This window comes from Melittangium boletus DSM 14713 (assembly GCF_002305855.1).
GTDB classification, from domain to species: domain Bacteria; phylum Myxococcota; class Myxococcia; order Myxococcales; family Myxococcaceae; genus Cystobacter; species Cystobacter boletus.
Genome location: NZ_CP022163.1, coordinates 2,270,300 through 2,284,313 on the forward strand (window position 1 = coordinate 2,270,300; position 14,014 = coordinate 2,284,313).

Sequence of the window (14,014 nt, forward strand, 5' to 3'; positions counted from 1 at the left end):
AACGTCCGAGCTACCCGTTCTTCTGTCCCAGGTGCGCGGCCACGAGGCTCAGCACACGCAGGGAATTGCGGTCCAACGAGCGCGCGCGGCGCAGCAGGCGGCGCAGTTCCGCGGGCTCACTGGCCTCGGGTGGCGAGGGAGGGGGCGTCCACGACACGGACGCCTCGCTGGCGAGGCCCAGCGCCTCGTCCGCGGACAGCGAGAGCACGGCGCACAGCTTGCGGAAGGTGGGTACGCTCGGAAGCATGTTTCCCCGCTCCAGGCGCCCATACACTTCCGTGGCGATGCCCACACGCTCCGCCACGTCTTCTTGTGTGAGGTTGAGGCGCTGCCGGGCTGCACGTGCGCACTCTCCCAGCCTGGTTGCGAGCTTTTTTGCCATTGTCCCGGGACCCGAGTGGTTCATCGGTGGCAATATGACTCGGGAGGTTGGTTTCCCAGGACGACTGGGGTAGTATGTCCGTCCGAGGACCCGTCACGTTACATACCCAGCCCGGGGGTTCCCGGATGACCACGGACGCCGCGCCCTCCTTTCTTTTCGTCGATGAGGATCCGCTGCAGCTCTCCGCGTTGCGCCGGCTGCTGCGGGACGTGCCCGGCATCAAGCGCGCGGCGACCAGCGCGGAAGAAGCCCTGCGCATGGCCGAGGAAGAACCCCCCTCGGTCGTCATCGCCGCGTACATCCTGCCGGGCATGGATGGGTTGTCATTGATCGCGGCGCTGCGGGCCCGCCATCCCGCCACGCTCTGCGGGCTGCACACCACGCAACTGCCCGGACGCGACATCATCCCGCCCGGCATCACCATCCTGCTCAAGCCCTGTCCTCCCGAGCGGCTGCGCGCCTTCCTGCTGTCGGGTACGAACGCCGCTCCGAAGTGAGCCACCGCGCGGCTAATTCTTCTTGGCCGCCTCTTCCATCTTCTTGCGAAGGCTCAAGGGGCGCATGTCCGTCCACACCTCCTTGATGTACGCGAGGCACTCCTCCTTCGTGCCCTGCTTGCCCGCGTCCTTCCAGCCGAGGGCGTTGTCCCGGTCCGCGGGCCAGATGGAGTACTGCTCCTCGTGATTGACCACGACCTTGTAGACGGTGGTGTCCGCGCTATCGCTCATGGGGTGCATTCCACTCCACTGACAGGACGGGGGTCAACGATCTTGCGCGCCGGGAAACGGCGGCGAGCACCCAACCCCGGACATCGGGTCGATCGCGCGGCGGGTGTTCGGATGGCCCGACCTGTCAGGTCGGAACGAAGGCGGACGGAGGAAGGGCCTCTTCAGCGGGTACCGCGCGGGAGCGCCCGTGCGTACTCCTGGGCCACCCGGGTGAAGCGCGCTCCCGCGAGGCCGCTCACGTACTGGCGCACCATGGCGCGCGTGGCGCCCACGAAGAAGAGCGCGCGGCGCGTGCGCTCCAGCTCCCGCTCCTGGCGCCCCGCCCGGCCCTCCATCCACGCCATGTCGTCCAGGGCGTCCACGCCGCAGAAGAACACCACGGGGCTCTCATGCCCCTTGCAGGAAAAGGCCGTCGTCACCCGGAGGTAGTCCACCGGGCCCACGCTGAAGGCCGCCACGTCCTCGCCGCCACGGCCTCCGAAGGCCACCGCCTTGAGCCCCTCGCGCTCCAGGGCCTCGGCCAACCGCGCGGGCCGCACCGGCGCCACCACCAGCACGTCCGAGGGCCGCACGCCCTCGCGCCGCATCAGCCGCTTCACCTCGCGCACGAGCCACGCCTCCTCGTCGCGCGGCGAGTCGAAGGCGCGCACCTGCGGGAGGACCCCCTCGCGCTCGCCGCTCCGCAGGCGGTAGAGCCCATCCACCCCCGCCACCGGCTCCTCCAACAGGCCCTGCTCGCGCAGCTCGCTCGCGCGCATGAACTCGCGCATGCCGGGGTTGCCCACCCGGTGCAGCCCGAGCGGATCCAACACCACGTTGAAGGCCAGCTCGGACACCTGGCGCGTGGAGCGGAACGTCTCTCGCAGCACGCGCACCCGGCCGGTGAAGTCGAGCCCGTCCGGCAGCTCCTTGCGCAGGGCCTCCACGGCGCTGTGGCCATAGACGTTCTGCGAGTCGTCCGCGAAGAGCAGGAAGGCCTTGAGCGGCGTGTCCTCGCCCCGCGTGAGCGGACGGGCGAGCCCGTACAGGTGGGCCAGCTCCGGAGCGCTCAGGTCCTGCGCCTCGTCCACGAAGACGGCGTCGAAGCTCTCCTTCGCGTAGCCCCCCGTGCCCGTCATGTGCATGAGCGTCACCCGGTGCAGCATGAAGGAAGCGCGCCGCCCGAGCCGCTGCCGCAACGCCGCGTCCACCAGCCGCGTGAGCAGCGGCGTGAGCGCCTTGTTGAAGAAGGACACCAGCACGCGCGCCTCGGGGTGCTCGGCGAGGTAGCGCGCCACCCAGTGCGCGAGCACGTACGTCTTGCCACTGCCCGCCACGCCCCGCACCAGGTGGTGCCCGTCATCGAAGCGCCGCTCGAAGAGCGACACCTGCTCCTGGGTGAAGAGCGGCCCCATCTCCCGGAGCACGTCGATCTCCTGCCCCAGGCCGTCGGGCCTCTTCGCCGTGCGCGCGCGCACCCCCGGCATCACGAGCAGCGGCAGGAGGGAGAAGCGCGGCTCCAGGCGTGGCGCCACCGGGGTGAGCAACTCCAGGAGCTGCGCGGGAATGGCCGCCTCGGACTCGGCGCGCGAGGACAGGACGAAGAGGTATTCGCGCGCGCGGCTGGCGGCCACGTTGAGCATGGGCGTGAGCTCGCTCGGGGCGAAGGGGCGCCCGGCGGCCACCGTGTCCACCACCACCACGTCATACTCGGTGCCCTGCTGCCGGTGGATGGTGGAGGCCTGGAAGCGCGACTCGCTCCACCCCTTCTCCTGGGCCATGCCCCGCAGCAGCCCCGCCTGGGCCCGGTAGGGCGTCACCGCCAGCACCTTGAGCCCCGCCTTGAGCGCGGGCGCGGCGATGGCCATCACCAGCTCCGCGGAGAAGGGCCGCCGGTAGCCATGACCCGAGTCCCCCCGCTCGTGGCAGATCCGGCGCGCGTCCCGCGTGGCCTCGTCCAGCACCACCCAACACGCACGCGCGGCCGGAAAGACGTCCACCGTCTTGTGCTCGCGCGTGCGCGGCCCCTCGCCATCCTCCAACATGCCCGCGTAGCTGAAACGGCTCACCACCGCGCCGATCCGCGGGTGCATGCGGTGCTGCGTGCGCAGGAGCAACACGTGCGGGAGCTGCGCCGCCGCGCGCGCGTCCTCCAGGTGCGACAAGGGCGAGCTGCGCATCCACGTCTGCACCGGCCGCTCCCCTCCCTCCAGCGCACGGCTCACGGGGCCAATCTGCTTGGGATCCCCCCCGAGCAACACCTTGCGCGCGAGCGGCGCGAGCAGCCCCACCGCCGCGCGCGACACCATGCCCGCCTCGTCCACCACCAGCCGATCGAAGCGGCACGCCCCCTCCAGCTCGGACACGAGCCGCAGCGCCCGGTGCACCGTGAGCACCATGAGCGTGGCGTACCCCTCGCGCGCCACGAAGAGCGTCTCGTCCGTGAGCCCATCACGCACCTTGCGCAGCTCGGCCTTCACGGTGGCCAGGCGGGAGGAAGAAGCGTTGTTGAGGAACTCCTCGCGCACGCGCTCCTCCATGTGCTGGATGCGCGCCGCGTGCTTCTGGTAGCCCGAGTCGTGGAGGAGCGCGGGGAAGGAGTGGGTGAGCTCCTGCCCCACCCCCAGGCCACCGCGGAAGACGCGGCACGTGGTGTCCGGCGCGTGCAGGGCTCCGGCCTTGGACAACATGCGCGCCACGCGCAGGGCGAGCGTGTCGGCGGCGCGGTTGGTGGGCGCCACCGCCAGGATGCGCTCGCGGGGATTCTTCTGGACGGCCTGGGCGAGCAAGCGCGCCATCGTCTCCGTCTTGCCCGTACCCGGCGGCCCCCAGAGCAGCGCCCAGGGCTTCTCCCAGAGAGGGTCGGCGCCCTGGGAGGGACCGGTGCCATCGTCCGGGATGAGGCCGCGCACCCGCTCGAGCGATTCCCGCACCTCGGCGCCCCGCGCGTCATAGGCCCGGGAGGCGGCGAGCAGGGCCTCGGAGAAGTCATAGGGTTGGAAGGCCCAGCGCTCCACCGAGGTCACCCCGGGGGGGATATGGCCCATCGAACGCGTGGAGAGGAAGACGCGGCCCGTCGTCGGATCCAGATGGACGATCTCCCCGATGAAGCGGCGCTCGTCGGGAAGGAATCCAATGAGCTGCCCCCCGCTCCAACTCGGGTCCGCGGCGGGCAGGGGCGTCAGGCCCAACATCGACTCGTCCTCCAGCCGCACGTCCACGGCCCCCTTGAGCATCACCCACCGGTAGAGGGCTCGCTCACTCTCCAGCGCCGACAACAGGTCCTCTGGCAGGACCGAGCGCATGACGAGATCCGCCGGCTCGGCGGCCGGAGCCCGGAAGGCAGGAGGACCGGGCTTGCGGGCACGAGGCGACGGGGGTGGGGACTCGTTCTCCATGGGGCAGGCGGGACGAAGGGCCGCATGCTGCCTCGACGGAGCACGGAGGAAAAGCCGGGAGCCCCGGGCTTCTCCCCCTGGACGCACGGCTGGCTGCTTTCCCTTCAGAGAGAACCCAAGACTTCGCCCTGGCGTCCGATACACTGGACGGTGCGCCCACCTTGCCCATGAAGCTCTACGCCCTCAGTGATCTCCATCTTCGCTATGAGCAGAACCGGCAAGCGCTCGAATCACTCGAGCCCCATCCGGAGGACTGGCTCGTCGTCGCCGGAGACGTGGGCGAGACCGAGGAGGAACTCGACTTCGCCTGGCGCACCCTGACGGCGCGCTTCCGGCAGGTGATCTGGGTCCCTGGCAACCACGAGTTGTGGACGCTGTCACGAGAGCCCGGCGCGCTCCGGGGCGAGGCCCGCTACCAGCGCTTGGTGGCGTTGTGCCGCGCGCACGGCGTCATCACCCCGGAGGATCCCTACCCACGCTGGCCCGGAGAGGGACCGCACCGGGTGCTGGTCCCGCTCTTCCTCCTCTATGACTACTCGTTCCGTCCGGACGACGTCTCCGAGGAGGGAGCCCTGAACTGGGCGCTCGAGGCCAACATCCTGTGCACCGACGAGGCCGTGCTCCACCCGGACCCCTACCCCTCCCGGGCCGCCTGGTGCGCGGCGCGCGTGGACCAGGCGCTCGTCCGCCTGGCGTCGCTGCCACCCGACTGCAAGACGATCCTCATCAACCACTTCCCCCTGCGCTACGAGCACGTACGTCTGCCACGCATCCCCCGCTTCTCGCTGTGGTGCGGCACGAAGAAGACAGAGGACTGGCACACGCGCTTTCGCGCCGAGGTGGTCATCACCGGCCACCTCCACATGCCCGCCACGTTGTGGCGCGATGGCGTGCGCTTCGAGGAGGTGTCGCTCGGCTATCCGCGGCAATGGCAGTGGCGCGGGGACATTTCCTGGTACCTGAGGGAAATCCTCCCCGGCCCCTCGCGCTGAGCCCGTTCCCGCTCAAGGACGGCGGGATACCGCTCCAGCCCCCAGCACTCCCTCGCCCGGAGGCGCGGACGACACGCGCCTCACGTCATAGCGGACGAGCCAGGAGTTGAGCATGAGCACCTGCTCCGCGCTCGCGCGGGCGGGCTGATTGCCGTCCTCCCCGTCCCCCACCACGAGGGCGCGCGTCTGCGCCGGGTCGAGCATCGGCCGCACGGGCGCATGCTCGTCCATGAGCAAGGCGGCGAGCTGGTGACGCAGGAAGCGTCCGTACTCGGGATCCTGCGTGGAGGGATACGGGCTCTTGCGCCGCTCCACCACCGAGCGCGGCAGCACATCCGCGGTCGCCGCGCGCAGCAGGCTCTTCTCCCGCCCGTCGAAGGTCTTCATCGACCAGGGCACGTTGAACAGGTACTCCACCAGCCGGTGATCGCAGAAGGGCACGCGCACCTCCAGGCCCGTGGCCATGCTCATGCGATCCTTGCGATCGAGCAGGATCTGCAACCAGCGCGTGAGGTGCAGGTAGAAGACCTCGCGCATGCGCCGCTCCAGCCCCGTCTCTCCCTCCAGACGTGGCACCTCGGCGAGCGCTTCCTGGTAGCGATCCTGGATGTATTCATCCAGCCGCAACCGCGCGAGCAGCTCCGGCGCCAGGGCCCGTGTGCGAGAGCCGATGTGACGGGAAGATGTGCTCATCCAGGGGAAGGTGGGCATCTCGATGGCCTGGGGATCGTGGAACCAGGAGTAGCCCCCGAACACCTCGTCCGCCGACTCGCCGCTGAGCGCCACCGTGGAGTGCTGACGGATGGCGCGGAAGAGCAGGTACATGGACGTGTCCATGTCCCCCATGCTGATGGGCAGATCCCTCGCGCCCAACACGGCCGCCCGCGCCTCGGGGTCCATCAGTTGATGCGGCGACAGGACGATGTCCGTGTGTTCGGACACGATATGCCGGACCACGTCCGCCACGAAGGGGCCATCCGGCGTGCCACGGAACGCATCGGGTTTGAAGTCCCGCTCGTTGTTGACGAAGTCCACGGCGAATGAGCGCACGGGCCCCGCGCCTTGCGCCAACAAGGCCCGCTGCGCCAGCGCGGTGATGGCGCTGGAGTCCAGCCCGCCCGACAAGAGCGTGCACAAGGGGACGTCGGAGATGAGCTGGCGGGCGACGATGTCCTCGAGCAATTCGCGCACGGTGCGCACCGTGGTCTTCAGGTCATCCGTGTGCGGCCGCGATTCGAGCTTCCAATAGGCCCGCTCCCGAGCCCCCTCGCGCGTCACCGTCAGGATGTGGCCGGGACGCACCTCGCGCATGCCCCGGTAGACGGCATGCCCCGGCGTCTTGCAGAACAACAGCAGCTCGCGCAGGCCGTCGTCGTCCACCTCGGCGCGAATCAGGGGATTGGCGAGGATCGCCTTGGGCTCCGAGCCGAACAGCACGCCGTGCGGTGTGGGGGCGTAGTACAGGGGCTTGATGCCCATCCGGTCGCGCACGAGCAGCAGTTTGTGCTCACGCACATCCCAGAGGGCGAAGGCGAACATGCCGTTGAAGCGCTCGGCGAACGAGGCGCCCCACTGCAAGTAGGCACGCAAGACGACCTCGGTGTCGCTGTGCGTACGGAAGGGGTGTCCGAGCGACGCCAACTCCGCGCGCAACTCCCGGAAGTTGTAGACCTCGCCCGTGTAGACGAGCACGGCCACGGGCTGGCCGTTCTCCTCCGCCACCATCGGCTGCCGTCCTCCCTCCAAGTCGATGATCGACAGGCGGCGGTGGCCCAGCGCGGCGTGGGGCGACAACCACAACCCCTCGTCATCGGGGCCCCGGTCGCGCATCGTCCGCGTCATCTTTTCCGCGGTCGCACGCTCCTCCATCAGATTGCGCTCGAAATCGATCCAACCCGCGATTCCACACATGGATGAATGCCTCCTCGTTCGCCAGGGCGCACGACGGACCCATTCCCACCCGTTCACGGTGCCGTGGCGCCCGAATGATAATCCTTGAGGTAAGGCTGTTCGTTGCGCGGGGCAACGAAGCCCGATAGCGGACGCTTGATCGCGCTATAGGGTGAGTTCCAACCACCGAGGAACCATGTCAGAGCAGGCGGAAGCGGAACGGCAGGCACAGGGACAGACGCTCTCGGCGCTGGAGCGGGAATTGAGCGTCCTGGTGCGGCGCGCGATTGGTTCTTTCTGGGGCAAGCGAGACGAGGGCGGTGTCGACCGCTGGACCTATGCGCTGCTCATCCGCCTGTCCGAGGAGGGGACGACGCGGGTAGGCGAGGTGGCACGCCGCTTTGGCATCGACAAGTCCACCGCGAGCCGTCACCTGGGACGGATGGAGGAGCAGGGACTCCTGGAAAGTATTCCGGACGAAAGCGATGCCCGCTCGGTGCTGCTGCGCATGACGCCACGAGGCGCGGAACATCTCGCCGCGACCCGCGCGGAACGGCTCCAGGTGCTGCGGAAGATCTTCGCCGCCTGGCCGGAGCAGGATCGGGCGGATCTCACCCGGCTGCTGGGCCGGCTCAACACGGATCTCGATCTGTCCGGCGGGCCCTAGGGGCAGCGAGCGGCCGCGTCCAGCAATGCGCGCGCCTTGAGGCGGATCTCCTCCCACTCCGCCTGGGGCTCCGACAGCGCCACCACGGCGCCGCCCACGCCGATGGAGACCGAGCCCGGACGCAGGACCGCGGTGCGGATGACGATGTTGAGATCCGCGCCACCGCCGAGCCCCAGGAAGCCAATGGCCCCCGAATAGGGACCTCGCGCCGAGCCCTCCAGGCGATCGAGCAGCTCCATCGTCCGCTTCTTGGGTGCGCCCGTCATGGAGCCCCCGGGGAACGCGGCCTGGATGCAATCCACCGCCGTCAGCTCCGGACGCAGGCGTCCCCGGATGGTGCTCACGAGCTGGTGCACCGTGGCATAGCGCTCCACCTCCATGAGCACCGGGACGTGCACGCTGCCCACCTCGCACACCCGCCCGAGGTCATTGCGCACCAGGTCCACGATCATCAGGTTCTCCGAGCGCTCCTTCTCGCTCGCGCGCAACGCCGCCTCGAGCCGCGCGTCCTCGTCCGCGTCCCGCCCCCGGGGCCTCGTGCCCTTGATGGGTTTGGACTCGACGAGCCCCACCCGGTCGATGCGCAGGAAGCGCTCCGGCGACGAGCACGCGAGCGCCGTATCGCCGAAGCGCAGGAAGGCGGCGTAAGGCGTCGGGGAGACGCGGCGCAGTGTCCGGTAGTACGTGAGCGGCTCCAGCTGGAGCTCGGCGTGGAGGGTGTTGGTGAGGCAGACCTCATAGGTCTCGCCATCCCGGATGGCGCGCTGGCAGACGCCGATGTCGGCGAGGTAGCGCTCGGGCGCGCGCTCGAAATGGAATACCGGTGACGGACGCGGGGAGACGGAAGCAAGAGGCGGCACGGAAGGCACGCCGAGCAGCCGGTCCTCCAGCGCATCGAGCCACGCCTCCGCCGAGGCCGCGTCTCCTTCCCGCGCGAGGCACACCCCGTACACCACCCGCTCCTGGGCATCGAAGGCCAGGAGGCGATCGGCCAGGAGCAGGTGCGCATCCGGCAGTGGGGAGACATGGGCCGCGTCTCCGCCACACTCCGCCTTGAGCTCGTATCCGAGATAGCCGACGAACCCCCCATTGAAGTCGAAGGGCAGCGCATCGGACGCCACATGCCGCCGCGCCAGCTCACGCCGCAGGAAGTCGAAGAGGGATTCCTCGTGACGCTCGGTGTGCTCCGCACGCGTCACCCACAACGCCCGGGGCCGCACGTGGTAGCGAACCTCCAGACTCTCCGGCCCATCCGCCGCGCCCATGAAGGAGAAGCGGGACAGACTGGGCTCCACCCGGCTGCTGTCCAACCAGAAGGCGCGGGGCGAGCTCCCGAAGAGATGGAGGAAGACCGCCTCCGGCTCGGGGAACAGCTCCAGACGGCGAGAGCGGACGATGTAGCGCTCGGAGACGTCGGGCACCGCGGCCGCATCCGGCGCGCCCTCCTTCGGGAGCGGGCGAGCACGAGGCGGACGGGGCCGCTCCCGGAGGAAGGGTCGGCTCAACGCGTGGAAGTTCGCGAGGAGCCGTCGGCCGTGCTCGCTGCGAATGGACTCGGGGTGGAACTGAACGCCCCACTGGGGCAACTCCCTGTGGCGCAGCCCCATCACGAGCCCGTCCTCTGTCCATGCCGTGCGCACCAGACACTCGGGCAGCTCCGTCACCTGGAGCGAGTGGTAGCGCACGGCGGAGAACCCCTGGGGCAGGTCCGCGAAGAGCCGCGTGCCGTCATGGAAGATGGCGCTCGCCCGGCCGTGCATCACCTCGGGAGCGTGACGCACCCGGGCACCATGGACGTGGCCGATGCCCTGGTGCCCCAAACACACCCCCAGCACCGGCACGGACGCCTCTCGGAGCAGGCGTGTGCAGACCCCGAAGTCCGCCTCGCGCTCGGGACGGCCGGGGCCCGGGGAGAGCACCACGTTGTCGAAGTCGAGTTCCCGAAGCCGCTCCCACGTGATGTCATTGCGCACGACGAGCGGCGGCGTGCCGGAGACCTCGGCGCACAACTGGTACAGGTTGAAGGTGAACGAGTCGTAGTTATCGACGAGGAGCGTCTTCATGTCCCGCTGGACGCGGAATGTGTCAAACAGGGGCCGCTGGCGCAATTCCGCCCGAGGGCGGCCCCTGTCCGTCAAACCGGAGGACTAAGGCAGCTCGAGCCTGCAGAACGCGCTGCACCCATCGTTGCTCCGCGTGTTGCCGTCGTCGCACTGTTCACCGTATTGCGTCTGGACGATGGAGTCCCCGCAGCGGGGCCCGAGCACACAACCCCGGGCGCACGTGTTGTAGGAACCATCGTTGACGCCGTCGTCGCACGCCTCTCCCGGGTCGACCACGCCATTGCCGCAGTTGGCGACACACTCGGAGCGCCGCGCGAGGAAGTTGTCGAGCGTGAGCCGGTAGTTGGAGCCAGTCGTGTGGCGCTCCGCCTGGAACACCGCGACCTCGTAGACGCGGCCCACTTGCAACCCGAGTTCGACGGCCTTCGACGCCAGGTTGATGCGTCCCGACATCGGCCCGTGAACCCCGCCCAGGTCGAGCGCGAGCCGCCGGTTGATGAACACCCACACATCGTCATCCCCGAGGAAGGTCAACTCCTCCGTTCCCTTGTACTCGAACCAGGTGCGCGTCTCGCTCGTGAAGCTGAAGTTGCGAGGCACTCCGCTGCCATCAGTGCGTCTGGGCTCCTTGCCAAATGCCACCCACCCGTCGTTGTCGAGCGGGAAGAAACTCGCGCTGCGGTACTCGTAGGTCGCCGTGTTGTCTATGCGCGACAGGGGGAGCTGCTTGACCACGGACAGGTTGACGTTCGGCGTGTCGCGGTACCACTGGTCGAACGCGACCTGGCCGTGAGTGGTGGACGAACTGACTCCCGCCTTCGCGTACCGGGGCTTGCCATCCACCCCCAGCAGGGCCTGCACGATCCCCGTCTCCGAGCCGTTGGCGTTCTCGAAGTCGACGTGCCCGCGAGGCAGACCATCACTGGCGGGCAGGTCGTAGCCACGGAAGTCACGCAGGACCAGGGGCAACGACATCGTCGAGGGCGGATCATTCTCGATGAGTGCGCACGTGAAGCCCTCCTCCAATTGGCACGTGGACGAGCACCCATCGTGGGAGCGGGAATTGCCATCGTCGCACGCCTCGCTCGTGTCTCCAGGGAGCATCACGCCGTCGCCACAAATCGCCGTGCACACCCCGTCGACGCACTGGGGCTCACGCCCGCACAGAGGTGAGCAACCATCACCCATGTCGCGGTTGCCGTCGTCGCACTGCTCCGTGCCCTCGACGATCCCGTCTCCACAGACAGTGGTCAGGCAGGGAGCGCCCACGGTGGGGCACTTGAAACCTTCCTCGAGACGGCAGGTGCCACCGCAACCGTCACCGGAGGTGGTGTTGCCGTCCTCGCACTCCTCGTCACCGGCGATGATCAGGTCTCCACAAGCGGAGGCCACGCATCGTCCTCCCGCTGGAGGGCAAGACCAACCCGGATCCACACCGCAGGTGGCGGAGCAACCATCCCCCGAGGCCGTATTGCCGTCATCACAGGCTTCACCCGCCTGCAAGACCCCATCTCCACACCTACCACCGCCCGCGTCCGGAACCTCGGTGGAAGCGTCCGGCGTGTCCGTGGATGCGTCTGGCGTGTCCGTGGATGCATCCGGCACCTCGGAGGAGGCGTCCGGCGTGTCCGTGGACGCGTCTGGCGCGTCCGTGGATGCGTCCGGCACTTCGATGGACGCGTCTGGCGCGTCCGTGGATGCGTCCGGCACTTCGATGGACGCGTCTGGCGTGTCCGTGGATGCATCCGGCACCTCGGTGGACGCATCTGGTGTCTTGGGTGACGTACCAACATCTGGCCCAGCGGTCGAACCACCACAAGCCGCGAGTAACACGAAGAAGCAAACAAGCACGAGGCTGGCGGGCCACCGATGGAGGGGTGGATTCAGCATGGAAGGTCCCAGCGGAGAAGGGGGAAGGAAGCGAGCGATTGTACCTGCCCGCCCCCACACACCTCCGCCGAGCCCCCTGTAAAAAGACAGAGGCCGCTCCGGGCAAACCCCGAAGCGGCCTCTCATCACGACGCGTGTGACGGCTTAGTTGAGCTCGACCTTGCAGATGCTGCTGCAACCATCACCGCTCTGCTTGTTGCCGTCATCGCACGTCTCGCCCGCTTCCCTCTGGATGACCTTGTCGCCACAACGAGGCCCGAGCACACAACCCCGGGCGCACGTGTTGTAGGAACCATCGTTGATGCCGTCATCGCACTCCTCGCCCTGGTCGACCACGCCATTGCCGCAGGTGGCGCGGCACTCGGTGCGGCTCGTGAGGAAGTTGCTGAGCGTGAGCCGGTAGTTGGAACCATTCGTGTGACGCTCGGCCTGGAACACCACCACCTCGTAGATGCCGCCCTTCGCCAGGTTGAACTTGGTGGCATTGGCGGTCGTGGACAGGTCGATGCTCCCGGACTCCGGCCCGTGCACTCCTCCCAGGTCGATGGCGAGGCGGCCGTTGATGAACACCCACACGTCGTCGTCGCCGCGGAAGGACAGCACTTCCTTGGCCTTGTACTCGAACCAGTAGCGGGTCTCGCTCGTGAAGTTGAAGTTGCGGGGCACCCCATTGCCATCGTTCCGCTTGATTTCGTAGGTGGAGCCACGCGCGACCCACCCATCGTTGTCGAGCGGGAAGAAGTTCGTGTTGTCATACACGTAGGTGTTCGTGTTGCCATTGCGCGCCAGGGAGAGCGTCTTGACCACGGTCACGTTGACGTTCGTGACGTCGCGGTACCACTGGTCGAAGGTGGCCTTGCCGTGGGTGCAGTTGGAGTTGCTGCCGTCCGCGTTCTTGCCGTACACCGGCTTGCCATCGGCGCCCAGGTACTCCTGCACGATCCCCTTCTCCGAGGCGTTCTTGTACTCGAAGTCGATGTGGCCCCTCGGCAGGCCGTTGCTCGCGTTCGCTTGCAGGTCGTAGCCACGGAAGTCTCGGAACACGAAGGGAATCTCCACGGTATCCGGCGGAGCGCTCTCGATGAGGTCGCACACGAAGCCCTCCTCCTTCTTGCAGGTCGAGCTGCAACCATCGTTGTTGCGCGTGTTGCCGTCATCGCACTCCTCGCTCGTGTCACCGGGGAGGATCACGCCATCGCCGCACTTGGGCGTGCACTTGCCGTCGCTGCCGCACTCGGGCTCCCGCTTGCACAGCGGCGAGCAGCCATCGCCCATGTTGTTGTTGCCGTCGTCGCACTCCTCCGTGCCCTCGACCTGGCGATCCCCACAGTAGGTGGTCTGGCACTTCGCGCCGATGGTGGGGCACTTGTAGCCCGCCTCAAGACGGCAGAGTTCACTGCAGCCGTCACCGGGGGTGGCATTGCCGTCCTCGCACTCCTCGTCACCCGCGATGATGAGGTCTCCACACTGAGCGGCCACGCACCGGCCACCCGTCGACTGGCAGATCCAGCCCGGCTCCGTGGCACACGTCGCGGAGCAACCATCTCCCGACTCCGTGTTGCGGTCGTCGCACGACTCGGACCCCTCGACCTTGCCATTGCCGCAGATCGCGGTCTGGACGCAGGGCTTACCCGGCACCTCGCACGACCATCCGCGCTCGATCTGGGAACAGGTCGCCGTGCAGCCGTCACCGCTCACCGTGTTGCCGTCGTCGCACGCCTCCGCGCCCTGCTTGATGCCGTCGCCACACCGGCCAGAGCCCCCATCCACGGGGGTGGACGCATCGGGCGTGTCGATCGGATCGCTCGTCCCCGAGTCAGGTTTGCCGGGATTGGAAGTCCCCCCATCGCCACATGCCGCGATGGACAGGAAGAGGGAAGCAATCAAGAGGCTCGCGAGCCGCGAGCGAGTTGGGGGATTCACCATGGAGGGCTCGAGCAGGAAGGGGGGATTGAAACGAGGACGATTGTACCTTTCCTTCCTGGCCCCCGTGGGCGTTCCATCACCACGGCAAGAAAACAGGCC

10 protein-coding genes are annotated in these 14,014 nt (G+C 68.3%); 3 read left to right on the forward strand and 7 right to left on the reverse strand.

Going from position 1 to position 14,014, the window contains the following annotated elements:
* Positions 1-10: 10 nt before the first annotated feature.
* On the reverse strand, positions 11-382 hold the full coding sequence (locus MEBOL_RS09440; protein WP_095977107.1) for a helix-turn-helix transcriptional regulator: 372 nt from the start codon (positions 380-382) through the stop codon (positions 11-13).
* Between the two features lie 125 nt (positions 383-507).
* On the opposite strand from MEBOL_RS09440, the gene MEBOL_RS09445 reads away from it, so the two are divergent.
* The gene (locus MEBOL_RS09445) at positions 508-879 is read left to right on the forward strand and encodes a response regulator transcription factor (protein WP_095977108.1); all 372 of its coding nucleotides are present in this window, start codon (positions 508-510) and stop codon (positions 877-879) included.
* A 12-nt stretch (positions 880-891) separates the two neighbouring features.
* On the opposite strand, the gene MEBOL_RS09450 is transcribed toward MEBOL_RS09445, so the two are convergent.
* Both MEBOL_RS09450 and MEBOL_RS09455 read right to left on the reverse strand, forming a co-directional pair.
* Complete coding sequence (locus MEBOL_RS09450; RefSeq protein WP_095977109.1) at positions 892-1,110, reverse strand: MbtH family protein; 219 nt, start codon at positions 1,108-1,110, stop codon at positions 892-894.
* A gap of 161 nt (positions 1,111-1,271) precedes the next feature.
* The gene (locus MEBOL_RS09455) at positions 1,272-4,394 is read right to left on the reverse strand and encodes an AAA family ATPase (RefSeq protein WP_245919602.1); all 3,123 of its coding nucleotides are present in this window, start codon (positions 4,392-4,394) and stop codon (positions 1,272-1,274) included.
* A gap of 260 nt (positions 4,395-4,654) precedes the next feature.
* On the opposite strand from MEBOL_RS09455, the gene MEBOL_RS09460 reads away from it, so the two are divergent.
* Positions 4,655-5,479 carry a metallophosphoesterase family protein gene (locus MEBOL_RS09460; protein ID WP_095977110.1) on the forward strand — a complete coding sequence of 275 codons (825 nt, stop codon included), beginning with the start codon at positions 4,655-4,657 and terminating at the stop codon, positions 5,477-5,479.
* A gap of 12 nt (positions 5,480-5,491) precedes the next feature.
* Here the strand turns inward: MEBOL_RS09460 and asnB are convergent, their stop codons facing one another.
* On the reverse strand, positions 5,492-7,390 hold the full coding sequence (gene asnB, locus MEBOL_RS09465; protein WP_095977111.1) for an asparagine synthase (glutamine-hydrolyzing): 1,899 nt from the start codon (positions 7,388-7,390) through the stop codon (positions 5,492-5,494).
* A 175-nt stretch (positions 7,391-7,565) separates the two neighbouring features.
* On the opposite strand from asnB, the gene MEBOL_RS09470 reads away from it, so the two are divergent.
* Positions 7,566-8,036 carry a MarR family winged helix-turn-helix transcriptional regulator gene (locus tag MEBOL_RS09470; protein ID WP_095977112.1) on the forward strand — a complete coding sequence of 157 codons (471 nt, stop codon included), beginning with the start codon at positions 7,566-7,568 and terminating at the stop codon, positions 8,034-8,036.
* Here MEBOL_RS09470 and pabB read toward each other — a convergent pair.
* The 3 genes from pabB to MEBOL_RS09485 form a co-directional block, all read right to left on the reverse strand.
* Entirely contained in the window at positions 8,033-10,099 is a 2,067-nt protein-coding gene (pabB, locus tag MEBOL_RS09475; protein WP_095977113.1) for an aminodeoxychorismate synthase component I, read from the reverse strand. The two genes, MEBOL_RS09470 and pabB, sit on opposite strands and share 4 nt — an antisense overlap.
* Before the next feature lie 84 nt (positions 10,100-10,183).
* Positions 10,184-11,989 carry a DUF4215 domain-containing protein gene (locus MEBOL_RS09480; RefSeq protein WP_095977114.1) on the reverse strand — a complete coding sequence of 602 codons (1,806 nt, stop codon included), beginning with the start codon at positions 11,987-11,989 and terminating at the stop codon, positions 10,184-10,186.
* Between the two features lie 144 nt (positions 11,990-12,133).
* Positions 12,134-13,915, reverse strand: coding sequence for a DUF4215 domain-containing protein (locus tag MEBOL_RS09485; protein WP_095977115.1), 1,782 nt, complete (start codon positions 13,913-13,915; stop codon positions 12,134-12,136).
* Positions 13,916-14,014 lie beyond the last annotated feature (99 nt).